20 protein-coding genes are annotated in these 26,301 nt (G+C 62.9%); 12 read left to right on the top strand and 8 right to left on the bottom strand.

The annotated features are described in order from the left end of the window. Positions 1 to 291: 291 nt before the first annotated feature. Positions 292 to 1,716: a TadE/TadG family type IV pilus assembly protein gene (locus AC56QX_RS07610; protein WP_497114937.1), complete on the bottom strand. Its 1,425-nt coding sequence runs from the start codon at positions 1,714 to 1,716 to the stop codon at positions 292 to 294. 374 nt (positions 1,717 to 2,090) lie between these two features. Continuing rightward, positions 2,091 to 2,960 (bottom strand): transglutaminase-like domain-containing protein, encoded by an 870-nt coding sequence (locus AC56QX_RS07605; protein WP_497114935.1) that lies wholly within the window; start codon positions 2,958 to 2,960, stop codon positions 2,091 to 2,093. A gap of 168 nt (positions 2,961 to 3,128) precedes the next feature. Between AC56QX_RS07605 and AC56QX_RS07600 the strand changes: the two genes are divergently transcribed. Further along, positions 3,129 to 3,794 carry an HAD-IA family hydrolase gene (locus AC56QX_RS07600; RefSeq protein ID WP_497114934.1) on the top strand — a complete coding sequence of 222 codons (666 nt, stop codon included), beginning with the start codon at positions 3,129 to 3,131 and terminating at the stop codon, positions 3,792 to 3,794. 163 nt (positions 3,795 to 3,957) lie between these two features. On the opposite strand, the gene AC56QX_RS07595 is transcribed toward AC56QX_RS07600, so the two are convergent. Continuing rightward, complete coding sequence (locus AC56QX_RS07595; RefSeq protein ID WP_497114932.1) at positions 3,958 to 4,179, bottom strand: DUF1674 domain-containing protein; 222 nt, start codon at positions 4,177 to 4,179, stop codon at positions 3,958 to 3,960. 105 nt (positions 4,180 to 4,284) lie between these two features. On the opposite strand from AC56QX_RS07595, the gene htpX reads away from it, so the two are divergent. From htpX to purH, 6 genes are all read left to right on the top strand, one after another. Then, complete coding sequence (gene htpX, locus AC56QX_RS07590) at positions 4,285 to 5,304, top strand: zinc metalloprotease HtpX (protein ID WP_497114931.1); 1,020 nt, start codon at positions 4,285 to 4,287, stop codon at positions 5,302 to 5,304. Beyond that, positions 5,301 to 6,683, top strand: a complete 1,383-nt coding sequence (locus tag AC56QX_RS07585) for an RsmB/NOP family class I SAM-dependent RNA methyltransferase (protein WP_497114929.1) — start codon at positions 5,301 to 5,303, stop codon at positions 6,681 to 6,683. The genes htpX and AC56QX_RS07585 overlap by 4 nt, the downstream gene beginning before the upstream one ends. 136 nt (positions 6,684 to 6,819) lie before the next feature. Continuing rightward, positions 6,820 to 8,544: a heparinase II/III family protein gene (locus tag AC56QX_RS07580; protein ID WP_497114927.1), complete on the top strand. Its 1,725-nt coding sequence runs from the start codon at positions 6,820 to 6,822 to the stop codon at positions 8,542 to 8,544. A gap of 130 nt (positions 8,545 to 8,674) precedes the next feature. Continuing rightward, positions 8,675 to 9,484, top strand: a complete 810-nt coding sequence (locus AC56QX_RS07575) for a hypothetical protein (protein ID WP_497114925.1) — start codon at positions 8,675 to 8,677, stop codon at positions 9,482 to 9,484. Positions 9,485 to 9,509: 25 nt separating this feature from the next. Next, entirely contained in the window at positions 9,510 to 10,214 is a 705-nt protein-coding gene (locus tag AC56QX_RS07570; protein WP_497114923.1) for a hypothetical protein, read from the top strand. 274 nt (positions 10,215 to 10,488) lie between these two features. Then, positions 10,489 to 12,105 carry a bifunctional phosphoribosylaminoimidazolecarboxamide formyltransferase/IMP cyclohydrolase gene (gene purH, locus AC56QX_RS07565; protein WP_497114921.1) on the top strand — a complete coding sequence of 539 codons (1,617 nt, stop codon included), beginning with the start codon at positions 10,489 to 10,491 and terminating at the stop codon, positions 12,103 to 12,105. Positions 12,106 to 12,238: 133 nt separating this feature from the next. Here the strand turns inward: purH and AC56QX_RS07560 are convergent, their stop codons facing one another. Beyond that, on the bottom strand, positions 12,239 to 13,615 hold the full coding sequence (locus tag AC56QX_RS07560) for an MFS transporter (protein ID WP_497114919.1): 1,377 nt from the start codon (positions 13,613 to 13,615) through the stop codon (positions 12,239 to 12,241). A 190-nt stretch (positions 13,616 to 13,805) separates the two neighbouring features. Continuing rightward, the gene (locus AC56QX_RS07555) at positions 13,806 to 18,587 is read right to left on the bottom strand and encodes an NAD-glutamate dehydrogenase (protein WP_497114917.1); all 4,782 of its coding nucleotides are present in this window, start codon (positions 18,585 to 18,587) and stop codon (positions 13,806 to 13,808) included. 137 nt (positions 18,588 to 18,724) lie between these two features. Here AC56QX_RS07555 and AC56QX_RS07550 point away from each other — a divergent pair, with 137 nt between their 5' ends. Continuing rightward, the gene (locus AC56QX_RS07550; RefSeq protein WP_497114915.1) at positions 18,725 to 19,288 is read left to right on the top strand and encodes a peroxidase-related enzyme; all 564 of its coding nucleotides are present in this window, start codon (positions 18,725 to 18,727) and stop codon (positions 19,286 to 19,288) included. 138 nt (positions 19,289 to 19,426) lie between these two features. Beyond that, complete coding sequence (locus tag AC56QX_RS07545) at positions 19,427 to 19,753, top strand: YciI family protein (RefSeq protein WP_095204347.1); 327 nt, start codon at positions 19,427 to 19,429, stop codon at positions 19,751 to 19,753. Between the two features lie 9 nt (positions 19,754 to 19,762). Here the strand turns inward: AC56QX_RS07545 and AC56QX_RS07540 are convergent, their stop codons facing one another. Further along, positions 19,763 to 20,377 carry a LysE family translocator gene (locus tag AC56QX_RS07540; RefSeq protein WP_497117708.1) on the bottom strand — a complete coding sequence of 205 codons (615 nt, stop codon included), beginning with the start codon at positions 20,375 to 20,377 and terminating at the stop codon, positions 19,763 to 19,765. Between the two features lie 237 nt (positions 20,378 to 20,614). On the opposite strand from AC56QX_RS07540, the gene AC56QX_RS07535 reads away from it, so the two are divergent. Together AC56QX_RS07535 and AC56QX_RS07530 are read left to right on the top strand one after the other, a co-directional pair. Further along, the gene (locus tag AC56QX_RS07535; protein ID WP_497114913.1) at positions 20,615 to 21,376 is read left to right on the top strand and encodes an alkaline phosphatase family protein; all 762 of its coding nucleotides are present in this window, start codon (positions 20,615 to 20,617) and stop codon (positions 21,374 to 21,376) included. Between the two features lie 393 nt (positions 21,377 to 21,769). After that, the gene (locus AC56QX_RS07530; protein WP_497114911.1) at positions 21,770 to 22,396 is read left to right on the top strand and encodes a DUF1062 domain-containing protein; all 627 of its coding nucleotides are present in this window, start codon (positions 21,770 to 21,772) and stop codon (positions 22,394 to 22,396) included. Between the two features lie 62 nt (positions 22,397 to 22,458). Here the strand turns inward: AC56QX_RS07530 and typA are convergent, their stop codons facing one another. Further along, positions 22,459 to 24,288, bottom strand: a complete 1,830-nt coding sequence (gene typA, locus AC56QX_RS07525; RefSeq protein WP_172222479.1) for a translational GTPase TypA — start codon at positions 24,286 to 24,288, stop codon at positions 22,459 to 22,461. 196 nt (positions 24,289 to 24,484) lie between these two features. Here typA and AC56QX_RS07520 point away from each other — a divergent pair, with 196 nt between their 5' ends. Continuing rightward, on the top strand, positions 24,485 to 24,769 hold the full coding sequence (locus AC56QX_RS07520) for a hypothetical protein (RefSeq protein WP_497114909.1): 285 nt from the start codon (positions 24,485 to 24,487) through the stop codon (positions 24,767 to 24,769). A gap of 210 nt (positions 24,770 to 24,979) precedes the next feature. Here AC56QX_RS07520 and AC56QX_RS07515 read toward each other — a convergent pair whose 3' ends face one another. Further along, a complete protein-coding gene (locus AC56QX_RS07515; protein WP_497114907.1) occupies positions 24,980 to 26,263 on the bottom strand; it encodes an MFS transporter in 1,284 nt (427 codons plus the stop codon). Between the last annotated feature and the right edge of the window lie 38 nt (positions 26,264 to 26,301).

Genomic DNA, 26,301 nt, shown 5'->3' with positions numbered 1-26,301 from the left:
CAGGCATCTTGTCATTTGCTGCAACGCACCCCATCATGTCTGTGTGTTCAACAAATCGAAAGGAGGTGATCCGATGTCGAGTGATTTCGTTTTCCAGAACGTGGCCTCAGCGGATTGCACTTTCGGGAAGCAGTCTTCCCGTTAAGGCGCGAGATGCGCGGCAGGTAACCCGAAGGGGTTGCCGCCACAGGCCGCGCCACGGACGGAAACACGGAAGGCCGCCGGCTTCGAAAGAAGCGGCGGCCTTTTCCTTTTGACTGACGTCGCCAAGGACCATCTGGCGCTCAAGATTCACTTGGCGATGGTCAGCCGCTCGATGTTCTGCACGATGGCATTGAACGCATCGTTCAACTCGGAACCCGTGGCCGCCTCGTAATAGTGTTTCAGGTTAGAACTGTCCGCGGTCGAGCAATCCTGAAGCACGCTCTTTGCCTGATCCCGCTCGGTCGATGTCATCGACGGATCGTCGAGGTCGAAGCCGATGGTGAATATCTCGATGCCGTCGCGCTTCATGTTGTCGCAAATGCTTTCGGCATTGCTTCGTGACATCTGGCCCGCATTCTGCGATCGGGGCGCGCCGCGCCCGCCGGCAAAAGCCGTGTTGAACTGGCCGTCCGTCATCAGAATCGCGACCTTGCCGACTTTTCTGTTGTCGAAATTGGCGGGACCGGCGCCCAGCCGGGCGTCGACGATGGTCGAGCGCCAGGAGGGTGAAAGCATGTAATAGCCCCATTGCACAGCGATGCCGCCTGCGGTCACACCAGCCGCCTTGAAGCCGGCAATCGTGTCGAGCAGCTTCTGTTTGTCGGCCGACAGCGGAATGAGCTCCGGCTTCGGACAAATCCCCATGCGATCGTCACGATTGACCTTGGCGAGATAGGTCTTGCCCTGATTGTTCAGGCGCGGCGTCGACGGCCCATCGGACGAATAATCCGCATAGCCGTCCTTGTCCTTGCGCTCGGTGGCGCAGTTGTCCGGCCGCGTGGGCACCGATGAGCCCACCGGGATCGGTGTGTCCACTGGTGGCGGCAGATTCGAACCTCCTGCCTGCTCGACGAAAACGCTGTCCGCGAGGCCGCCTGTATTCACCGCTTCGGCATAGGGAACAATCGCCACACGCACACGCGGATTCTTCGGATCGATGTTGTTGTCGAGCAGGTTCTCGACAGCCGTCGAAGCGGCGGCTTGCAGGTCGCCGATCTTGTCGGTCTTTGCCCACCAGTTGGCGGCCATCGATCCGGTCACATCGAGCATCATCGCCACTTCGATGGTCTTGTCGGAATAAAGCGATGTCGTTGACGCGGTGACACGCTTCGTATCGCCCATGCCGAAAATCGGGAAGAACAGGGCGACATCGACATGGGCATCCGCCTGCACCGTTTTGGCGCTCCTGTCGACGATCAGCTTGTCGAGCACGATCTGGTCGGGCTGCAGAATGCCCGCAGTGCTGTTGGCCACGAGAAAGTTCTGCACCGCCTTGTTGGCATCGGCTTCCTTGATGACGCCGGTCGTCAGGTCGCGCGCTGTCGACGTCACCGCGGCGTCGACCACGCCCTGCAGGCTTGATCTGGCGCTGTAGAGTTGCGAGATGTTGACCGAGAAACCGCCCGCTAGCGCCAAGACCGAGGCAGCAAAGCCGAACAGGACCGCGAAATTTCCACCGCGATCTCTGGCGAACCCGCCGACCGCGTGAACAAGACCCCCGTGATTCCGCATCTCCAACTGCCTCCGCTTGCCTCGGCCTCGTCGCCGCAACAGACGCAATGCAGGATTCCAGCCGGATGACGTCGCAGCCCTCACAGGGCAGACGGTTAACAGCTAATGTATTGTTTTTGTTTGGTTCTGGCCTGCAGCAAGGTGAATGACCGGTAAATGCGAAACCATCAACGCAGTTTCGTTTACGAGGCGCTTACCATGTTGGACCCATGGATCGCGACATACCCGACTGCGTCCTGTTGCGGCACAGCGCTTGTGTGCCGAAGCGGACCATCTGTCCCGCAGCCAAAAATGGTGCAGGGAACTGCCGGAGGTGCGTCGAGGATCAGATCAGGCCATTTGCAGACCAGCAATCCCCTGAACATCAACCCACCCTACGCGAGCATCTGCGCGCTGGCCGTCCGGTCGATGCCGTGATGGGGTGGGTTGAACAGATTGCCTTCCTGTTCATATGTCCACACCTTGAACAGGCTGAGCCGGTGCGGGCCGAAGCTGTGCAGCAAAGGCACGTCGGTGGCGTCGCGGCCGCGCGCGATGACGACGCGGCCGGTCCTGGGGTGGTTGTGGCGGGGATCGAACGTGTACCACTTGCCGTCGAGGAAGACTTCCATCCAGGCTGAGAAATCCATTGGCGCCGGATCGACCGGCACGCCGATGTCACCGAGATAGCCGTTCACATAGCGCGCCGGAATGTTCATGCAGCGGCAGAGCGTGATCGCCAGATGAGCGAAGTCACGGCAGACGCCGACCCGTTCCTCATGCGCCTGCGCCGCCGTGCGGGTCGAACGGGCATAGCCGTAGCCGAACGACAGCCGGTTGTGGACATAGTCGACGATCGCCTGAACCCGCGCCCAGCCGGATGGAAGATGGCCAAACAGCTGCCAGGCGAGGTTGCTGAGGTGATCGGTCTCGCAGTAGCGGCTGCCAAGGAGATAGCCAAGCACCTCGTCGGGCAATTCGGCCACCGGCACTTCCCGGGCCAGTGTGTTGACCGCGTCCGTCTCGCCGCTGTCTTCGACCACCGCATCGTAGAGGATGCGGAAGGTGCCGGCAGGCGCGGTGAAGCGGCGGCAGCCATTGCCATGCAGGTCATGGTAGAGCTTGGTCGGCACCGAAGGCGATGTCAGCACCCGCGTCTGCCGCTTGATGTCGGCCTGCCTTTCCTTGTGGATCTCGAGCAGCGAAATCACCGGAGTGGCCTCGATGCATTCGATGGCTATTTCGTAGCCGAGCCGGATCAGCATTGCAGGTCCCCCTTCGATCGTTATGAAAAAACGGTTTTGCTCAAACGTCACAAGGTGGCTGTGGTTCCCTGGACCGCCGCAAAATACGCCTCGTGCCTTTCCATGTCAGCACCTTGACGTTACGGTTGCGCCCTCACTCGACACACTCCCCGGACTTCAAGGAAAATCATGTTTGCTGGCAGAAAATTCGCCGCCTTTCTTTTTGACATGGACGGCACTCTCATCAATTCCATCGCCTCGGCGGAGCGGGTGTGGAGCGATTGGGCACGCCGGCACGGCCTCGACGTCGCGGCCTTCCTGCCGACGATCCACGGCGTGCGGGCGATCGAGACCATCACCAACCTTGCCCTTCCAGGCGTCGACCCGGCGCATGAGGCCGACCTGCTGCTGAAGGCCGAGGCCGCCGATCTGGATGGCATTGTCCCGATTCCCGGCGCCGTGGCGTTTCTCAAGGCGCTGCCGGGCGAAAGCTGGGCCATCGTCACCTCGGCGCCACGTTCGTTGGCGCTTGCACGCATGCAGGCTGCCGGCATTCCTGTCCCTGCGGTCATCGTGGCGGCGGAAGACGTTTCCCGTGGCAAGCCGGCCCCCGACTGCTTCCGACTTGGCGCACAACGGCTCGGTGTCGATGCGCGCGACTGCCTGGTGTTCGAGGATGCCCCGGCCGGCATCGCGGCGGCCGAGGCGGCGCAAGCCGCGGTCATGGTGATCAACGCCACTCACGCGCACCCGATGCAAACGCCACATGCCGCGATCGCGGGCTACGGCAATGTCGGCATCACCATCGACGAACGCGGCTGGCTGGCGCTCGAGCCGCAGCGCAGCGCTGCCTAACGATGTAGGCAACGCCCGTCCAAAGGTGTGTTGAGATTCAGGTCAGGCCGAGTCGAAAGCGATGGTTTCCGAGAACCGGAGCGGAGCGTACTAAAGTACGTGGGCACCGGAAGCGCAGGGAACCAACACTTGCAGGCCGGCTTCACCTGAATATCAACATACCTTAGAAGTCGCTGGTCAGGCCTTTGACTTCCCAGTCGCCATAGCGGCCGGGTTCCTTGCCGCCGCGGCCGCCAATTTCCTTCGGCAGCGCGGCTTCCTTCTCGCGATACGCGGTGCGCCTTGCCTCAGCTTCCGCCAGCGCGCGGCGGGCGGCAAGCGTCAGCTCCTTTGGTGGCGCGTCGTCATCCGGGCCGGCAGGCGTTTTACTGGTTTCGTCGGTCATGCGATATTCCCCGCGGATTGAAACAGGGGCAGGTGTTTCCCATCATATAGCGATGAACCCACGACGATCGACCCCTTTTTGCCACCACAACGACAGGAGCAGACGATGAACACTTTGCGCACCGCCATGCTTCTTGCCGCGATGACGGCGCTGTTCATGGGCGTCGGCTTTCTGATCGGCGGTTCGGGCGGCATGATGATCGCCTTTGTGATCGCCGCCGGCACCAATTTGTTCAGCTATTGGAATGCCGACAAGATGGTGCTGTCGATGAACCGCGCCGTCGAGGTCGACGAGAAGAACGCGCCCGAATATTACGCCATCGTCCAGGCGCTGGCCAAGCAGGCCGGGCTGCCGATGCCGAAAACCTATCTCATCGACAACCCGCAGCCGAACGCCTTCGCCACCGGCCGCAATCCGCAGAACGCGGCGGTCGCCGCTTCCACCGGCCTGTTGCAGCGGCTGACCCATGAAGAGGTCGCGGCCGTCATGGCGCACGAGCTCGCCCACGTCCAGCATCGCGACACGCTGACCATGACCATCGTCGCCACCTTTGCCGGCGCCATCTCGATGCTCGGCAATTTCGCCTTTTTCCTCGGCGGCAATCGCGACAACAATCCGTTTGGCTTTGTCGGCGTGCTGGCGGCGATGATCGTGGCGCCGTTTGCCGCCATGATCGTGCAGATGGCGGTCAGCCGCACCCGCGAATACGAGGCCGACCGGCGCGGCGCCGAAATCTGTGGACACCCGCTGTGGTTGGCATCCGCCCTTGACAAGATCGCCCGTGGAGCAGAACGCATCCCCAACCCCGATGCGGAGCGCAATCCGGCGATGGCGCATCTCTTCATCATCAATCCCTTGCATGGCGAGCGCATGGACAGTCTGTTCTCCACCCACCCGAGCACCGACAACCGGATCGCCGCGTTGCAGGAGATGGCCCGGCAGATGGCAGGCGGCGACACCCGGGCCGCTCCGCGCCGGGCACCCGTGCCGCGGCAGGCCGAGCAACAACAGCCGTCCGGCCCGTGGGGCCAGGCAGCGCAGCCCGAGCAGCCGGCGGAGCCTGAGAAGCCGAAGGCCAATCCGTGGGGTCGCAACCCGACCGGGCCCAAGGGCCGGTGGTCGTGAGCGTGGCGGCACCTCGGCGCACGGGCTCAGGCGATCAGGATCATAGGGACGGCGGCGAATTCGTTGCCGGTCTGGCCGCCCGCAAGGCGGCGGCGCGCCTGCTTGCCGCCGTCATCGATGCCAGGACGCCGCTCGACGGCCTGACCGACCACGAAAACGGCCACCCGCAATACAAGGCGCTCGATTTGCGCGACCGTGGCCTGGTGCGGGCCATCCTGGTCACAGCGCTGCGTTTCCGCATGACCATCACCGGGCTGCTGGCGCGCAGGCTGGAAAAGCCGCTGCCCCCCAACGCCACCGCTTTGTCGCACATACTGCATGTGGCGGCAGCGCAAATCCTGTTCCTCGATATTCCCGACAGCGCCGCTGTCGACCTTGCGGTGACGCATGCCAAGTCCGATCCGCGCACGCAGCGCTTCTCCGGCCTCGTCAACGGCGTGCTGCGGACACTGGCGCGTGCCAAGGACACAGAACTGCCCGCCGCCCTTGCCGCCACCGACGAAGCGCCAAAATGGTTTTCCGACCGGCTGACGGCCACCTATGGCGCTGACAAGGCCAGGCAGATCCTCGAAGCCCATCGCGTTGAGGCGCCGGTCGATTTCTCGGTCAAGGCCGATCCCGAACTCTGGGCCGAAAAACTCGGCGGCATCGTCTTGCCGACCGGCACGGTGCGCGTGGAAAATCTTGCCGGCGCCGTCACCGAACTGCCCGGCTTCGCGGAAGGCGCCTGGTGGGTCCAGGATGCGGCGGCCAGCCTTCCCGCCCGCCTGTTCGGCGATGTCACAGGATTGCGCGTCGCCGATCTCTGCGCCGCGCCGGGCGGCAAGACCGCGCAGCTCATTCTCGCCGGCGCCAAGGTCACCGCGGTCGACACCTCGAAGAACCGGTTGGCCCGGCTTACGCAGAATCTCGAGCGTCTTGGCCTGTCGGCCGACATCGTCCAGGCCGACCTCATCAAATACGAGCCGGAAGAACTGTTCGACGCCGTGCTGCTTGATGCGCCGTGCTCGTCGACCGGCACGGTGCGCCGGCATCCAGATGTGCCATGGACCAAGACGGCCGCCGATGTCGAAAAGCTCGCCGACCTGCAAAAGCGGTTGCTCGCCCGCGCCGTCACACTGGTCAAACCCGGCGGCCGCATCGTCTTTTCCAATTGTTCGCTCGACCCGCTCGAAGGCGAGGAGCTTTATCGCGCTTTCCTCAAAGGGACGCCGGCGGTAGTCGACGATCCGTTGCGGCAAGGCGAGATCGCCGGCATCGATTCGTTCCTGACGGCACAAGGCACGCTGCGTACCACGCCCGCCGATCTCGACCTCGGCGCGCCGGAGCGCTCGGGCCTGGACGGCTTCTTCGCGGCGCGCCTTCGACGAGTCGACTAACGATTTAACCATCCGTATTTGCTGACTTTTTTAGGTAGGGTATGGGGCACCGGACCCCATCCCCGGAATTCGCCTTCGCACGACTAGTTCAATCATGTAAACTCGGCGCCGGGGTAGAGGACGACCAGGAGGGCTTTTGGCACTCGTTGCCAGCAACACGACGCGTCTGTGGACGCTTGTCGCGAAGGAGTTCTGGCGCAAGACGCGCCGGCGCCTGCGTGCCGGGCCGGTCTATCGTTGGCGCTATTCCGGCCGCACGCCCGAACGCGTCCTGATCGCGCCACCGGACCTGCGCCTGGCCGACCCGCAGATCGCGCTCGAGATCTATTACGGCCGCTACCCCCTGTCGGGGCATCTGGTCGAAACCGGCGGCAAGTCGCCTTTCCAGATCAATGTGCCCAATCATGGCTGGCAGAAGACGCTGCATGGTTTTCGCTGGCTGCGCCACATGCGCGCCGCCGGCACCGAGCTTGCCGCCGCCAATGCGCGCGCGCTGGTGTCCGACTGGATCGCCATGCATGGCAACAACATTGCCGGTGTTGCCTGGGAGCCCGGGACGACGGCCAAGCGTATCATCGCCTGGCTGCAGCATTCCTCCGTCGTGCTGCAGGGCGCCGAGTTTCCCTTCTATCGCGCCTTCCTGAAATCGCTGGCCGTCCAGATCCGCTACCTCAGGTCGATGGCACGCGAAATGCCCGACGGCAAGGACCGGCTGCGCGCCCGCATCGCTCTGGCCTTCGCCGCCCTTTCCCTGCCGGCGCCGGCTTCGGCGCTGCGCGGCGCCACCCGCAACCTTGCCGAGGAACTCAACCGCCAGATCCTCGCCGATGGCGGCCACATCTCACGCAATCCTATGGCGGTGCTGGAAATCCTCGCCGACCTTTTGCCGCTGCGCCAGACCTATGCCAACCAGGCGGAAACTCCGCCGCAGGCGCTAATCGGCGCCATCGACCGCATGTTGCCGGCGCTGCGCTTCTTCCGCCACCAGGACGGCAGCCTTGCCCGCTTCAACGGCATGGGCGCCACCATCCATGACCGCATCGCCACGATATTGCGCCATGACGACACCGCCGGCGCGCCGCTGCTGCACGCGCCGCATTCGGGCTATGAACGGCTGTCGATGGGCGGCGTCACCGTCATCGCCGACACCGGCCTGCCGCCGCCTGTCGACGTTTCCAACGCCGCACACGCCGGCTGCCTTGCCTTCGAACTGTCGTCCGGCCGCCAGCACTATATCGTCAATGCCGGCATCGACACTTATGGCGCCGCCGAGTTCCGGCCGCTGGCCCGCGCCACCGCCGCGCACTCGACCGCCACCATCAACGACACCTCTTCGGCACGCTTCAGCCATTCGATACGGGTCAACGACCTGCTTGGCTCGCCGCTGATCGGCGGCCCACAGCATGTGCAGTGCAAGCGCATCGACCAGAAGGGCGTTCACGGCTTCATCGCCCGGCATGACGGCTATGTCCCGCGTTTCGGCTTCCTGCATGAGCGCGAGCTGAAGCTGTCGACGGACGGCAACGTGCTCGCCGGCAGGGACCGGTTCCTGCGCCCCGGCAATGCCGCGATCCGCAACAATGGCCGCGACTTCATCACCGTGCGCTTCCATGTCCATCCCGACATCACCCTTTTGCAGGACGAGCACGACCGCCTGGTGCTGACCGCCGATCAGGCCGACAGCTGGGTGTTCACCGCAAGCGAAGTAGTGCCCGAGGTCGAGGAATCGATCTATTTCGCCGGTCTTGGCGGCCCGCGCCGCAGCCGGCAGATCGTGCTGGCCTTCAAGGCCTCCGACGTGTCCGAAGTCCACTGGCAGCTGACGCGCACCAGCATCGCCGGTTATCCCGAAAACAACTGAGGCGGCCCAGGCTCAGGACCTATTAAAGTTCTCGCGGACGCTGGCAGTGAGACGTATCGATCCGGATCCGGCCAATCTTGGCACCTTGGCAGTCTTTGGCACATCACTCGCAAGGATGCGTTCTTTTTGAGTGATCTGTCTTTCGAACGGCCTGGCCGGAACGTCACGTAAACGTGTATCTGCCAAGCCTTGGCCAAAGGTGTTTGATGCTTTAGCAGTTGTTCATAAGATGAGTTGGGAGGTATTGATGCAACGCTTGGCTATGTTTGGCATTTTACTGGCGGGACTTTTCCCTATGGTGGCAATCGCTCAGACGCCGGCCAGTGACGCCAAGCCTTCGGAGATCCAGCAGCCGCCTTCCTCCGACCCCGCTGCATCAGATATGCGCCCGGTGGCCGTTGGCGATCACTGGACTTATCTCAGTCGGGACAATCTTACCGGCGACCTTATAGGCGAGTTTACCCAGACGGTCACAGACGTTGGAAGCACGGATGTGAGCGTCAGCGTGAAGTGGCTCGGACTGGGGATCCCATCATATAGCGTGTTTGATCGGCTATGGAATGTAAAAAGCACCAATATTGCTAAGTTCGAGCCAAATGACGGAACAGGCGTGAATAGCACTATGAAGATCAGCGATAGATGGAACTCAAAGGCGTCGGATATACGCTCCTCCCGGACGCTGTGGAAGCGGGTGGAGACCTCCAAGGTTACTGGTCAGGAATCTGTTACGACGAGTGCGGGCACATTCAATGCCATCAAATATGAGACGGTGACCAACATTCGCGGTGCTGTTGACCCTTCCCAGAAAGCCACGGTCACGACTACCACCTGGTGGGTGCCAGAGATCAATCATTGGGTGAAGCGCTCCGAGAAAACCTTCAGCGATAAGCAGGTGAAATCAAACTGGACGGTCGAGCTTACCGACTACGGACGGTCTTGAACCTCCCCACTGTGAAAGGTCTATCATGACACCGATCAAGCTATTACTGGCTACGGCGGCGCTCATTATTTCCAGCGAATGTGTATTTTCTCAGGAAACAAATGCGCCGGCGGGACAATCAAAAAATACTACAATCGAAGCGGCGGATACCCAATCTGTAGCAATGCCGCAGGCTGATGTCGGTGATCATTGGAGTTACGACATCGTTGACAACATAACCGGTGGCGTGAAGGAGAGCCGGACATGGTTGGTTACGGATGTTTCTCCCAAGGATATCACTTGCAGAGTAGAGATTTCTGGGGCGACTGCTCCTGAAAGCGTTATTATCTACGATGCTGCCTGGGATATTGTGAAAGACGGCGGAAGCCGCTGGTCGCCCCATAATTTCGGCGGGGTGCAGCTGCCGCTCGAAGTTGGAAAATCTTGGACTTTCAAAGCCAGCGAAATCGATGCGAAGGGGCAAGTCTGGAAAAAGTCAGGCAAGTCGCAGGTGACCGGTAAGGAAGCCGTCGCTACCAAGGCCGGCAGCTTCGATGCCTTCGTTGTCGAAACCAAGTACACCACGCGCAACGGCAATGACGCATCACGCAAGTCAGACTTTACTGTCAAGACATGGTACAGCCCTGTTATAGATCACTGGGTCAAGCGCAGCACGGTCATGAGCCAGGATGGTCATGTCGTGCAAAACGATACTGTTGAACTAACGAGTTATGGCCGACGGAAAACCTAGGCTCAGGACTCATTGATTGAGCCAGAAAATGAAGGTTGCTGCGATACAGATTGCAGATATGAAGGTGTGCGCACAGCGGCTCGATGCGGGCGCATCTGCGCTTCCGACAGCCAGATCAAATCCCCCATGAAAGCGTCTCTTACGCCGCCATTGAATCAACCGATCCCTATCTTCTCAAGCGATTGATAGGTCCTGAGCCCAGGCCGGTTTGATTTCCAGGCGTCATGTGCTACGGCGCGGGCTTGCCCCTCCAGCCGTGAAAGGCCGCCAGCCCATGGCCGTCGCCGCCAAGAACATTCCAGCTCCGGATCTCGTTCCCGTCCGCCGTGCCTTGCTCTCCGTTTTCGACAAGACCGGCCTTATCGACTTCGCCAGGGCATTGGCCGCGGCCGGTGTCGAACTGGTCTCGACCGGCGGCACCGCCAAGGCGATCGCCGAGGCAGGCCTGGCGGTACGCGACGTCTCCGAGCTCACTGGCTTTCCCGAGATCATGGATGGCCGCGTCAAGACGCTGCATCCGTCCGTCCATGGCGCGCTGCTTGGCGTCCGCGACGACCCCGAACACGCGGCGGCAATGCGCAAACACCACATCGAGCCTATCGATCTTCTCGTCTCCAATCTCTATCCGTTCGAGGAAGTCCGCCGCTCCGGCGCCGACTATGCCGCGATCGTCGAGAACATCGACATTGGCGGCCCGGCGATGATCCGCGCCTCGGCCAAGAACCATGCCTATGTCGCCATCGTCACCGACCCAAGCGACTATGCCTCGGTGCTGAATGCGCTGGAGATGAACATCGGCTCGCTGTCGCTGGACTTCCGCAAGAAGCTGGCGGCCAAGGCCTTTGCCCGCACCGCCAGCTACGACGCGGCGATTTCTGGCTGGTTCGCCGAGGCGCTGGAGATCGAGCATCCGACCTGGCGCGCCTTCGGCGGCAGGCTGACCGAGGTGATGCGCTACGGTGAGAACCCGCACCAGAGCGCCGGCTTCTACGTCAACGGCGACAAGCGGCCGGGCGTCGCCACCGCACGGCAGCTGCAGGGCAAGCAGCTCTCCTACAACAACATCAATGACACCGACGCCGCCTTCGAACTGGCCGGCGAGTTCGATCCAAGCCACTCCGCCGCTGTCGCCATCATCAAGCACGCCAATCCGTGTGGCGTCGCCGAGGGCGCTTCGCTCAAGGCTGCCTACGCCAAGGCGCTGGCCTGCGACCCAGTCTCCGCCTTCGGCGGCATCGTCGCCTTGAACCGCCCCCTCGACGCCGAAGCGGCGCAGGAAATCGTGAAAACCTTCACCGAGGTCATCATCGCGCCCGACGCGACCGACGAGGCGGCGGCAATCGTCGCGGCGAAGAAGAACCTGCGTCTGCTGGTTACCGGTGGCCTGCCCGATCCGCGCTCACCCGGCACGACGGTCAAATCCGTCGCCGGCGGCATGCTCGTCCAGGGCCGCGACAACGCCGTGGTCGACGACCTCGAACTGAAAGTGGTGACCAAGCGCGCGCCGACGCCGGCCGAAATGGCCGACCTCAAATTCGCCTTCCGCGTCGCCAAGCACGTCAAGTCGAACGCCATCGTCTACGTCAAGGACGGCGCCACCGTCGGCATCGGCGCCGGCCAGATGAGCCGGGTCGATTCCTCACGCATCGCCGCCCGCAAGGCGCTCGACGCGGCGGAAGCGGCCGGCATGGCCGAACCGCTTACCAGGGGCTCGGTGGTCGCCTCCGACGCCTTCTTCCCCTTCGCCGACGGCCTGCTCGCCGCAGTCGCAGCTGGCGCCACCGCCGTTATCCAGCCCGGCGGCTCGATGAACGACAAGGACGTCATCGCCGCCGCCGATGAGCATGGCATCGCGATGGTGTTTACGGGGGTTAGGCATTTCAGGCACTGAGCGCGTTTACCCTCCCCTCGATGGGGAGGGTCGGTGCGCTCGCTTGCGAGCGCGCCGGGGTGGGGTGATGGCGCTACCCCCACCCCGCTCCGCTTCGCGGATCGACCCTCCCCACAAGGGGGAGGGTAAGGCGCTACTCCACAGGCTGGTCCGCCGGATACGGCGTGCGAACCAAAATCGCCATGCCGATCGCCAGGAACAGGATGATCACCGCCATGCCGAGCCGCGCCGAATCGCTGAGCGCGGTGATGGTCGCCACCATGAACGGCGCCAGGAAGCTGGTCGCCCGGCCAGCCAGTGCATAGATGCCGAAATAGCGGCCGGATTCCGCCGCCGTGACGCTGCGTGCCATGTAGGAGCGCGACGACGCCTGCACCGGGCCGAAGGCCAGCCCGATCAGCAGGCCGTACATGATGTAGGCCTTCTCGGCCGCCGTGCCGAACAGGCCGCCCGAATCGGTGGTCGAGAGCTGGATCAGGCCGAGCAGCGTGAAGCCCGGGCCGGTCGAGACGACGCCGACGGTGGCGATGGACAGCATCACCAGCGAAATCATCACCACCGCCTTGGAACCGAGCGCGGTGTCGAGCCGGGCGGCGATCCAGCAGCCGAAGATGGCGACGACATTGAGGATGATGCCGAACATGCCGATCTCGGTGATCGACCAATGGAACATGCCAGCCGCGAACGTGCCGCCGAGCGCCAGCAGCGCGTTGACGCCGTCCTGGTAGATCATGCGGGCGACCAGGAAGCGGAATATGCCGCCGCGCTTGCGCACCTCGGCCAGTGTCGATTTCAATTCCGACAGGCCCTCGCGCACAGCCGGCCCGATCGGAATGCCCTTGATGGCGTCAGGCGTGAAGAAGAACATCGGCAGGATGAACAGGAAGTACCAGCCGGCCGACAGCGGCCCGGTGGCCCGTGCATCCTCGCCGAGCTTCGGGTCGAGTCCGAACAGCGGGTCGATGCCGATGATCGTCTTGCCGGTCTCTGGTGAGCCGGCGAAACAGGTGACGACGAAGATCAGCGCGATCATGCCACCGAGATAGCCGAGGCCCCAGGCCGTGTTGGAGATGCGGCCGATCTCGCTCTTCGGCACCAGCCGCGGCATCATGGAATCGTTGAACACCGTGGAGAATTCCGCCGCCACCGAGGCCAGCGAGAACAGCGCCACCACCAGGAACAGGTTTGAGCCCGGTGCAGCGAACCAGAGCAAAGCGAGACTGGTGATCTTGATCGCCGCAAAGAAGGCAATCCATGGCTTGCGTGGCCCGGTCTGGTCGGCGATCGAGCCGAGGATCGGCGAAAGTATCGCGATGACCAGTCCGGCCGCGGCAATGCCATAACCCCAGACGGCCTGGCCGGTGTTGGGATCGCTCGCCATGCGCGAAACGAAATAAGGGCCGAAGATGAAGGTGGTGACGACCGTGAAGAACGGCTGCGCCGCCCAGTCGAAGAACATCCATCCCCAGATGCCGCGCCCGGACGCACGCTGCACTGCTGCCTCGGCCATATCCCCTCCACTCGCCTCATGTCGCTGGCGGTTCGCGCCATGTCTGCATGTTTTCCGATGGTCATGCAAACGAACAAGCGTCGCGGGCACCCCCTTGTGGGGAGGTCGGACCGAAGGTCCGGGTGGGGGTCGGCGCCGCCCCCACCCCGCTGCTTCTCAGCGACCGTCCCCACAAAGGGGAGGGTAAGCCTCACATCCCCGTCAGATCGCTCATCAGCCCGGATGCCACCGACAGCCGCGATACGGTGATGTCGCCGCCTTCGGTCAGCGCCTGCAGCCGCTCGCGGATGCGCGCTACGCGCTCGCCACCGGCTTCCAGCCAGGCCGCCACCGGATCCGCCGTCTTGGCATGGCCGGTAAGTGCCGCCACCGCGATGCCGCGCCGTGCAGCACCGATCGTGTCGGTCGCGCGGGACAGAGCGAGCTGGTCATAGTAGTCCGACGGCGTGATCGAGCGAGCGGCGTCCTCGACACGCGGGATGCGGAAGGCATCGCTGACCGCGAAGAACGCCTTGGCAGCGGCGACGATGTCGGCATTTGCCATCCGCGCGGTCAGCGCGATGTCGGGGATCAATTCCGCCACGTCGCTCAGCGCCAGCTGCTCGGCGAGCTTTTCCGGCGCGCCGGCCTTGAACAGCCCGTGGCGCTTCTCCTCGATCCGCTCGCGCGAGAAGGCCGGCAGCAGCGGAACGAGTTTCGGCTCCAGCGCCTTGCGCGCCTCGAGCAGTTCGGCAATGCGCTGGCCGAGCGGTGCCGTGCCGGCATCGTTCTTCAGATACCAGCCGCTGGTGACGTAGATCAGCCGGCTCACCATCTGGTAGAGGTCGAGCTGCACCTGGCCATCGATCTGGTTGTCGAGTGCGTCGATCTCGCGGTAGAGCGCCGGCAGCGCAAAGCCGTCACGCACCACGGCGAAGGTGCGCACCACATCGGCAGCGGTGCGCCCCGTGGCTTCCTGCAGCCGGTTGACGAAGGACGGGCCACCGCGGTTGACCAGATCGTTAGCGACGACGCGGGCGATGATTTCGCGGCGCAGCCGGTGGCCGTTGATCTCGGTGGCGTATTTCTTCGCCATCCGGTCGGGGAAATAGCCCATCAGGTCGCGGTCGAAATGCGCGTCATCAGGCACGTCGCTGGCGACGATATCGGAAAACAGCACGATCTTGGCATAGGCGAGCAGTACGCCGAGCTCGGCCCTGGTCAGCGGCTCGCCACGCGCCTCGCGCTCGGCGAGCGCGGCCGGTGATGGCAGGGTCTCGACCACGCGGTCGAGCAGGCCGCGCGCTTCCAGCGCCGTCATGAAACGGCTCTGATGCGCGATGTCGGCAAGGCCGCGCTTGCGTGCGATCGAAAGCGCCAGCGTCTGCTGATAGTTGTTGGACAGCACCAGCCCGCCGACCTCGTCGGTCATCTCAGCCAGCAGCTTGTTGCGGGCCGGACGCGTCAGCGATCCCTTGCGCATGGCCGAGGCCAGCGCGATCTTGATGTTGACCTCGACGTCGGAGCAATTGACGCCGCCCGAATTGTCGATAGCGTCGGAATTGCAACGGCCGCCATTCATGCCGAACTCGATACGCGCCCGCTGCGTCACGCCGAGATTGGCGCCCTCGCCGATTACCTTGGCGCGCACGTCGAGCGCCGTGATGCGGATGGCATCGTTGGCGCGGTCGCCGACCTCGGCATTGGTTTCTGTGGAGGCCCGCAAATACGTGCCGATGCCGCCGAACCACAACAGGTCGACCGATGCCTTGAGGATGGCAGTCATGATCTCGACCGGCGTGGCGGTCGTTTTTCCGAGGCCGATCGCCGCCGCAGCCGCGGCCGGCAAGGTGATCGACTTCTGGCTGCGCGAGACGATGATGCCGCCTTCCGACAGCTTGCTCTTGTCATAGTCCTGCCAGCTCGAACGGGCGAGAGCGAACATGCGCTCGCGCTCGGCCATCGAGGCCGCCATGTCAGGATCGGGATCGATGAAGATGTCGCGATGGTCGAAGGCGGCGATCAGCCTTGTCTGCGGCGACAACAGCATGCCGTTGCCGAACACGTCACCCGACATGTCGCCGACTCCGACGACGGTGAAGGGCGAGGTCTGGATGTCGCGGTTGATCTCGCGGAAATGCCGCTTGACCGCTTCCCAGGCGCCCTTGGCGGTGATGCCCATCTTCTTGTGGTCGTAGCCGGCCGAGCCGCCGCTGGCGAAGGCGTCGTCGAGCCAGAAGCCATGCTTCTCGGAGATGGCGTTGGCGGTGTCGGAGAAGGTCGCCGTGCCCTTGTCTGCGGCAACGACGAAATAGGGATCGTCCTGGTCGCGCCTGATGACGCCGGCCGGCGGAATGACACCGTCCAGCCCAATATTGTCGGTGATCGACAACAGGCTGGAGACGAAGTTCTTGTAGGCCGACGTGCCCGCCTCGAAGATCGCGTCGCGGCTGCCGCCCGCCGGCAGGCGCTTGGGGAAGAAGCCGCCCTTGGCGCCGACCGGCACGATGACGGCGTTCTTGACCTGCTGCGCCTTGACCAGGCCGAGCACCTCGGTGCGATAGTCCTGGGCGCGGTCCGACCAGCGCAGGCCGCCACGTGCCACCGGGCCGAAGCGCAGATGCAGGCCTTCGACCTCGGAACCGTAGACGAAAATCTCGCGCCACGGCCGTGGCGCCGGCAGTCCTTCGACCGCCTGCGATTCGAGCTTGATCGCCAGCGACTGGCCTTTCTCTTTCGTATCGGCAACGAAATGATTGGTGCGCAGCGAGGCCTCGATCAGGTTGAGGTAGCGGCGGATGATGGTGTCGTCGTCGATGTTGGGCACATCCTCCAGCGCGTCCTTGATCTTGGCCTTGAGGTGCTTTGCCGCCACCACGCCTTCGCCCTCGGCCGTCGGCCCAAGCCTTGCGATGAACAGCGCATGCAGGCCGCGCGCGATGTCGGGATAGCGGTTGAGCGCCGCGGCGATGAAATCCTGGCTTTGCGGAATTCCGACCTGCTGCAGATACCGGCCATAGGCGCGCAGGATGGTGATTTCGCCTGACCACAGGCCGGCGGTCTGGGCAAGGCCGTTATAGCCATCATTGTCGACGTCGCCGCGCCACACCGACAGGAACGCGTCCTCGAACAGCGCGCCGCCATCGCTAAGGTCAATCGGCTTGCCGTAGCTGTTCTCCAACTCCATGTCATGGATGAAGACCATCCCGGACTGCTCGTCGCCGACCTCGAAGGTGCGCTCGCTGATGACGCGGAAGCCGATGTTTTCCAGCACCGGCACGCGCCGCGACAGCGCCACCGGGCTGCCATGGTGATAGATCTTCAGCGCCGCCTGATGCGGCTTTTGCTCGGCATGGCGATAATAGTCGATGGCGATCGGATTGCCGGCGCTGATCCTGGCGATGCGCCCGGCATCGGCAAGCGCCACGGTCGGCGAGAAACTATCGCGATAGCTTTCGGAAAACCGCGCCGCGATCGCCGTCCGTGCGGGATCGGCTCCAGTCTCCGCCGCTGTTTCCCGAAGCGCGTCGTCCCAAGTGCGGACAATGTCGCGGATCGCTTCCTCGATCGTCGTCTGTTCGATTTTCGGTGTCTTGCCGCCGGAGCGGCCGATGATGAAATGCACCCGCGCCAGCCCACCTTCCGGGAAGGCCGGGTAATAGGCCGACAGCCGGCCCTCAAACACGGTTTTCAGATAGGCGCCAATCTTCTCGCGCACGACGCTGTCGTAACGGTCGCGCGGCACGAAGACGAGGATCGAGACGAAGCGGTCGAACTGATCGGCACGCACCAGCGCCCTGACGCGAGGACGCTCCACCAGGCCTAGAATAGCCTCGGCGTGCTTGCGCAGGATCGGCACCGGGACCTGGAACAGTTCGTCGCGCGGATAGCTCTCCAGCACGTTGATCAGCGCCTTGCCGGAATGATCCCCCGGATTGAAGCCGGATTTGGCGATGATGGTTTCGGCCTTCGACCGGAGATACGGTATCTTCATCACCGATCGCGTGTAGGCGGTCGAGGTGAACAGGCCGACAATGCGCAGTTCACCCGACAGCACGCCCTTGGCGGTGTAGGTCTTGACGCCAATGTAGTCGAGATAGATGCGGCGGTGCACGGAAGACTTGGCGTTGGCCTTGGTGACGATCAGCGGCTCCGGTCCGTGCAGGAAGGCGCGGATTTCGGGGGTCGTCGTCACCGCTTCGGTGCCGCGCCTGAGCACCAGCACATCGGGATCGGACAGGATGCCTAGGCCCGGCTTGTCGGCACGCTCCAGCATACCGCTCTTCTCACTGCCGGTGTATTTGAACTCGCGCATGCCGAGGAAGGTGAAGTTGTCGTCGCGCAGCCATTCGAGGAAGGCTATCGCCTCTGTGACGCTGGTCTTGTCGAGCGGCACCGGTGCGTAGCGAAATTCGGAGATCGCCTGGTCCAGGCGGGCCAGCATCGGCTTCCAGTCGGTGACAGCGGCACGCACCTGGCCGAGCAACTTCTTCAGCCGACCCGCCAAGGCCTCGGCCTGGTCGGGAGGCAGCCGACCGATATGGACATGAATCACACTAAGACGGTCGTGGCCGGTGTCGCCCCTGGCGAAGCCGCCGTCGCCGAGGATCTCCTCGACGCCGCCCTTCCCATGCTTGACGACGATGACTGGATGAGTGACCAGCAACGGCTCGCCGGCGCCGTCGGTGATTTCGCCGAGGATGGAATCGAACAAGAACGGCATGTTATCGTTGACGACAGTGATCACCGTCACCGGCCGGCCCTGGCGGACAACCCCGGAATCGACATCTATGGCGACGACGCAGTCACCCTTCTTGTGCCTGGCGACAGCGCGCGCGGCGAGATCGGCGGCGCGCACGAGATCGGCAACGTCATAGGCAGCAATGTCTTCGGCAGGGGCCCGGGCCAGCAGATAGTCGGCTAGCTTGCCAGACTTGTCTTCCCCCCTTGCCGTGCTCTTTCTTTTCGGATTTGCGGCTTTCAAGCTGGCCATGACGCTAATTCCCTCCCGTCACATGCTTTTGCGACTATGGTAGCAGATGACCGCTGTTTGGCGACAAAGGTTTGACGGCTTGCAAAGAAATATCGGAATTCGGCGGCAAGCCACAGCGTGACGAGGAGAAACACCCGATGACCGGCAGGATTACCGCGCTTGACCTTGGCAACGCGGGCCACAGTGACGCAACAAAAACCTATTTCGCCAAATGCGAAGAGAAGCTCGGCCTGGTCCCCAACGTGCTCAAGGCCTACGCCTTCGACGACAAGAAATTGCGCGCCTTCACCGACATGTACAATGATTTGATGCTGGGTGAATCGGGTCTGTCGAAGCTGGAGCGCGAGATGATCGCGGTCACTGTTTCCTCGATCAACCATTGCTACTACTGCCTGACCGCGCATGGCGCGGCGGTACGCCAGCTGTCCGGCGACCCGGCGCTCGGCGAAATGATGGTGATGAATTTCCGCGCCGCCGACCTCTCGCCCAAGCAGACCGCGATGCTCGAATTTGCCGTCAAGCTGACCGAGGAGCCGGCCAAGATCGTCGAGGCCGATCGAGCCGCGCTTCGAAAGGCAGGCTTCAGCGATCGCGACATCTGGGACATCGCCTCGACAGCAGCCTTCTTCAACATGTCGAACCGGGTGGCCGCGGCGATCGATATGCGGCCGAACGACGAATACCACGCCATGGCGCGATAGCGGATCGCAGCTGCTGCTCACCGCGCCATATATATTAGCAATCGCGCATTCCCGTTGCTTCTCCGCCAGTTTGGTCCGATGATCGGCGCGCGGCATGACCGCATGCCGGTTCGATGCCGCTCACCAAGGGAGGAGAACATGGCGAAGTTTCTCTATGTCTATCACGGCTCCGGCAAGATGCCGACGAGCGAAGCCGAGCAAAAGGCGATGACCGACGCCTGGACAGGCTGGTTTGGAAAGCTCGGTTCGGCCGTTGTCGACCCAGGCAATCCGGTCGGCATGTCGAAGACCGTCCTGCCCGGCGGCAAGATAGAAAACAACGGCGGCAGCAACCCGACCGGCGGCTATTCGATCATCGAGGCCAGGGATATCAACGATGCCGCCGAGAAGGCCAAGGGCTGCCCGATGCTGGCCATGCCAAACTGCAATGTCGAGATCGCACCGATCATCAATATGATGGGCTGACGCTTCGCCTCAGGACCGCGCCGCGATGGCCGCCGCGGCACCGGCCATCGTCGTGGCGCTGATCCGGTTGGCGATCTTCATGGCGCGCTTGCTTTTCAAAAGCTTGCGCGCCTGCGAGGCGGCGAGCACCCAGGCGAGATCGATGGCGATCAAAACCACCGCCATGGTCGCCGTCAGCTCGGCCCAGCCGACGATGCTGACCGAAGCGAGATCGATGATGGTCGGCAGCAGCGCCAGGTAAAACATCATGATCTTGGGGTTGCCGAGCGTCACTGCCATGCCGGCAAAAAACAGCTTGATCGCCGAATCCTCGCGCGGCATCTCGCCTTCCTTCGCCTCGACAGGCGCCGTCCACATCTTCCAGGCGAGGTATGCGAGATAGGCGACACCCACCCATTTCATGACAACAAAGGCGAAGTGAAAAGTCTGCGCCACCACAGCCAGCCCGAACACCGCCAGCGACAGCCAGATGCCCTCGCCGATCCACATGGCAAGCAGGAACGGAAACACATCGCGAAAGCCCTTCGAAATGACGCGCGCGACGAGGGCCGCGATCGACGGGCCGGGCGAACCGGCGGCAACGAACAGCGCGGCGGCGAAGATCAGGAGCGAGGTGAGGTGCATGGCACTGCCTTCCAAGCGGTTGAAGGGCGCACGATATCCGATCGACATCTCCGCTTGCAACGTCGGCGCTAGCAGATCCCAGACCGGCTCCGCATTCGGCCATGCCCTTGACTGCCAGGCCTGACTTGCAGTCAGGTTGATCTTGCCGAGCAGGCGGGAGGAGGAGTTTTCGTGGTTGTGCAAAGTTGGCACACGGAGTTTCGACGATTCTCAATGCCGGCTGTCCTGGTAGCCAGCATGGCGCTGAGCGGAGCGCCCCAGGCCGTAGCATCGTCGAGGCAGCCGCCGAAATATGATCACGTCGTTGTCGTGATCATGGAGAACCACACCTTTGAGCAGATTTCTCTGGCGGGACGAGCTGCTCCCTATTTGAACAAGTTGGCAAAAGGCGGCGCCCTGTTCGATCGATCCTATGGGGTCGCTCACCCCAGCCAACCCAATTACTTCGCACTGTTCAGCGGCTTGACACAAGCTGTCCATGACGATGGCATGCACAGCTTCGCAGCGCCCAACTTGGCCGCTCGCCTTCGGGCTCATGGCAAGACATTTGCGGGCTACGTCGAAGCCGGATCGCCGCGAAAGCATAATCCCTGGGAATCGTTTGCGGACGCGAAGGGCTTTGAGAAGTCTTTGGCCCAGTTCCCTCGCGACTATGCGAAGCTACCATCCGTCAGCTTCGTGATCCCCAATCTCGAAAATGACATGCATGATGGCACGATAGCGGCGGCTGACAGCTGGTTGAAAAATCATCTTGGAGGTTACGCCGTTTGGTCGAAGAAGAACCACAGCCTTTTGATCGTGACGTTCGATGAGGACGACTACCATACGGAAAACCATATATTCACTGTATTCTACGGATTTGGAATTGAAGGGGGACGTTACACTGAAAGGATTGATCACTATTCGGTCCTGCGAACCATTGAAGACATAGAGAGCGTACCTCCGTTGGGCGTCAGCGCCATCAGATCGGTGATCGCAAGTGGTTGGAGCCGACGGTAAGTTCCCACGGGCCGTCTCCAAATGATCCTTCCCAAATAAAGCAGGAAGACATCATTCGTTGGAAGTTACCGCCTCCCTTGCCGTCCTCGCCGGCTACGGCTAGAAGACCCGCCGCGAAACAAATTCGAGCTTCACTTTGCCTCAGTAACCGCCGGTCTCGCCAACTCCCCCGACACACTTGCATGGCGCCGCATTCGTGGTGCCTGTTTCATGTTCATGTGTTCTTCTGGGCGGCGGTTCGAGACCGGTTTGGCACTGCTGAACCGCTGTCGCGCGCTTTCCGGCCGCGACACCTGACTTCACAATCTCCGCAGCCTACCGCCACGCCGCGCCCGCATGGGCATCTCGATAGTGCCGACCTGATGAACTTCCCGACGGGAAGGGCTTATCGGCATGTCTTCTACTCTGCGTATCCACTGGGCGATCACGCCTGCAATCGCACCCCAACCGCTGATCAACTGCAATCGTTGCGGCGGCGTGAAGGCCTATCGCTGCAGCGGAAAATTCCGCGTCAACGCCAACGGCAAGCGAATCGACGTCTGGCTGATCTATCGCTGCGTCGACTGCGACAATTCCTGGAATTTCGGCATTCTCGAACGCTGCAACCGCCGCGACATCGAGCCGGCGCTGCTGCAGGCGCTCGAAAGCAACGATGTGGGATTGGCGCGGCGCCATGCCTTCGACATCGTCGCCTTGCGCAACAAGGTGGGGCGTGTCGAGGAGTTTGCCGATGTTGCGGTATGCAAGGCAGTGCTCGGCGGCACCAGGGAAAGCGCGGCGGCCCTGGAACTCCAGCTTGGGCTGGAGATGCCGACATCGCTCCGGCTCGACCGTCTGCTTGCCAATGAACTCGGCATTTCGCGGTCGCGGCTTCAAGCGTTGGAGGAGCGGCGCCTGCTGGTCGTCGATCCGGACGGAGCCAAAGCCCTGCGCAAGCCAGCCCGCGAGGGAATGACGGTTCGTGTCGATCTGGGCGGCGAGCCGGATCACGAAGCCATCATCCAAGCGGCCGGTGGGTGAACGAGAGAGGGGCGAAGCATCAGGTGCTCCGCCCCTCTCTCATACAATCAGAAGTCAGAAAATTACGCCGCGCCGACAACCTTGGCCGACTTCTCGAAACGCTTGCGTTCGTTCGGGTCGAGATAGAGCTTGCGCAGGCGGATGGTCTTCGGCGTCACCTCGACCAGCTCGTCGTCCTGGATCCAGGCCAGCGCGCGTTCCAGCGTCATGCGGATCGGCGGGGTAAGCTTGACCGCCTCGTCCTTGCCGGCGGCGCGGATGTTGGTCAGCTTCTTGCCCTTCAGCACGTTCACTTCGAGATCGTTGTCTCTGCTGTGAATGCCGATGATCATGCCCTGGTAGACCTTGACGCCTGGATCGATGACCATCGGGCCGCGGTCTTCCAGGTTCCACATGGCGTAGGCCACGGCCTCGCCCTGTTCGTTGGAGATCAGCACGCCATTGGTGCGGCCCGGCAATTCGCCCTTGTAGGGCTCATAGGCATGGAACAGGCGGTTCATCACGGCGGTGCCGCGCGTGTCGGTCAACAGTTCCGACTGGTACCCGATCAGGCCGCGTGTCGGCGCATGGAAGACGATGCGCTGACGGTTGCCGCCGGAGGGGCGCAACTCGACCATCTCGGCCTTACGCTCCGACATCTTCTGCACGACGATGCCGGCATGCTCTTCGTCGACGTCGATGACGACTTCCTCGACCGGCTCTAGCAATTCGCCGTTCTCGCCCTTCTGCATGACGACGCGCGGACGCGACACGGCGATTTCAAAACCTTCGCGGCGCATCGTCTCGATCAGCACGGCCAGCTGCAATTCGCCGCGGCCGGAAACGAAGAACGAATCCTTGTCGGGCGATTCCTCGATCTTCAGCGCGACATTGCCTTCGGCCTCGCGCAACAGGCGGTCGCGGATGACGCGGCTGGTCACCTTGTCGCCTTCGGTGCCGGCGAGCGGGCTGTCATTGACGAGGAAGGACATGGTCACGGTCGGCGGATCGATCGGCTGCGCGTGCAGCGCCTCGGTCACCGCCATGTCACAGAACGTGTCGGCGACGGTGCCCTTGGACAGGCCGGCAATGGCGACGATGTCGCCCGCCTGGGCCTCCTCGATCGGCTGGCGCTCGAGGCCACGGAAGGCGAGGATCTTGGAAATGCGGCCGGTTTCGATCTGGGTGCCGTCATGGTGCAGCACCTTGACCGCCTGGTTCGACTTCAGCGTGCCGCTCTCGATGCGGCCGGTGATGATGCGGCCGAGGAACGGGTTGGCTTCCAGGATGGTGCCGATCATGCGGAACGGGCCGGGATGAACGGTCGGCTCCGGCACATGCTTGATGACGAGGTCGAACAGCGGCGCCAGGCCCTGATCCTTCGGGCCCTCCGGGTTCTCGGAGACCCAGCCATCGCGGCCCGAACCGTAGAGAATTGGGAAATCGAGCTGGTCGTCGGTGGCGTCGAGCGCTGCGAACAGGTCGAACACCTCGTTGACCACCTCGACATGGCGGGCGTCCGGGCGATCGATCTTGTTGATGACGACGATCGGCTTCAGGCCGACCTTGAGCGCCTTGCCGACGACGAATTTGGTCTGTGGCATCGGCCCTTCGGCGGCGTCGACCAGCACGATGGCCGAATCCACCATCGACAGGATGCGCTCGACCTCGCCGCCGAAATCGGCGTGGCCGGGCGTGTCGACGATGTTGATGCGCGTGTCCTTCCAGTCGACCGAGGTCGCCTTGGCGAGGATGGTGATGCCGCGTTCCTTTTCGAGGTCGTTGGAATCCATGGCGCGTTCGGCGACGCGCTGGTTGTCGCGGAAGGAGCCGGATTGCCGCAGCAATTGGTCGACGAGGGTGGTTTTTCCATGGTCGACGTGCGCGATGATCGCGATATTACGAATTTTCATGTTCTGGTCTCGGAAGCGTTGCAGGCAGCAGGCCAAAGGCGCTGCCTCTTTCGGTTGCGCGGCTCATACAGGGTTTTTCGCAGTTGCGAAAGAGGACGCGCGACACCAAATACTCATCAAATCTTAAGCATCTGCGTGTGAGATGATTTTGTTAACCAAGGCGGGAACCTTTCAGGGCCCGGGCAGTTCGACCATCATGACCGACAAACTCAACCGATTTTGGCCCCTCATCGCTTCGGTGGCCTTTGCCTTGCTGCTGGCGGCCAACGCCGCACAGTCGGCTGCCTCGACGCAGAAGGGTGCGCGCGCTGTTGCCCAGTCCGACACCCAGACGGCCGAACAGGCCTTTGCCGATGCGCCTGATGGCGTTGACCCTATGGTGACGGGACCGGTCAGCACCGCCTTCAAGCAGAGACAAGCCAGCGCCAACTGCGACAGCGCCGTGTGGCCGAACATTCCGATGGTCTGCTACCCCGACTGAGAATCGCATCGCAGGACTAGCGGCGAGGTCGAAGCTGCTGATCTCCCTCCTTGACGGGGAGATGGCCGGCAGGCCAGAGGGGGTCCTTGCGCGTGAAGTGCCAGCCTCTAGCGTCCGCAGTAAGATTTAAGAGTTGAGCCTGGTCGAACCGACCCCCTCTGTCGCCTTCGGCGACATCTCCCCTCTAGGGGGGAGATTATAGGCCGCGCCTCAAGCGGCCTGCGGCTCCGGGTCGAATGCCGGCCGGCTGGTGTTGATCAGCAGCGAGATACAGGCCGCAGCGATGGCCGTCATGCCGGCAATCAGGAAGGCCAGTTCGTAATTACCCTGCAATTCGCGCATGGTGCCGCCGAAGGCGGCCGCGGCGGCGGCACCTACTTGGTGGCCGGCGACGATCCAGCCGAACACGATCGGGCCGCTGCGGTCGCCGAAGGCTTCGTTGGCGAGCCTGAGCGTCGGCGGCACGGTGGCGATCCAGTCGAGACCGTAGAGCACAGCGAAGATGATCAGGCTGGTCGCCGAGAAGCCGGAATAGGGCAGGTAGATCAGCGCCAAGCCGCGAATGCCGTAATAGACGCCGAGCAGCTTGCGCGGGTCGAAACGGTCGGTGAGCCAGCCCGACAGCGTCGTGCCGATCAGGTCGAAAATGCCCATCAGCGACAGCAGGCCGGCCGCCTGCACCTCGCCGATGCCCATGTCGCCGCAAAAGGAGATGAGATGCGTGCCGACCAGCCCGTTGGTGGTGAAACCGCAGATGAAGAAGGTGGCGAAAAGATACCAGAAGACGCGGGTGCCGGCGGCGCGGCGCAGCGTGTTCAGCGTATGCGCCAGGAAATTGCCTTGCGATGCCGGCGATGTCGGCGGCACATCATCGGCCTCGGCGCCATAACGCACCATGCCGATGGAAGCGGGACGCTCCGGCACCAGCAGCCAGACCAGCGGCAGAAGACAGGCAGTGGCAACAGAGACGGCAATGGCGACCGGCTGCCAGCCGCCGGACTGGGCGAGCGAGGCGAGCAGCGGCAGGAACACCAGCAAGCCGGTAGCGCTGGAGGCAGACATTAGTCCCATCACCAGGCCGCGATTGGTCTTGAACCAGCGATTGACGATGGTGGCGCCGAGCACGGTGGCAACCGCGCCGGAGCCGATACCGGAAAACACGCCCCAGGTGAGGAACAGGTGCCAGGGCTCGGTCATCAGCAGGCTGAGCGCCGTCGAGCCCGACATGATCACCAGCGAGGCAAGCAGCGTGCGGCGCAGACCGATACGCTCCATCAGCGCGGCGGCGAACGGCCCGGTCAGACCATAGAGGAAGATACCGATGGCGGCGGCAATCGAAACGGTGTCGCGCCCCCAGCCGAAGCTGTTGTCCAGCGGCAGCATCATCACGGAGGGCGCCGAACGAAGCCCGGCCGCGATCAGCAGGCAGAGGAAGATGACGCCGACCACGACGAAAGCGTAGCGCTGGCCAAAGGGACGGGATTGAGCTATCATGTTACTGACCGGTACGTTGCAGGGTGAGCCATGTATAC

This window comes from Mesorhizobium sp. RCAM 06353 (assembly GCF_059683585.1).
The sequence above is the reverse complement of the archived record's forward strand: the minus strand, read 5'-3'. Positions and strand labels throughout refer to the sequence as shown.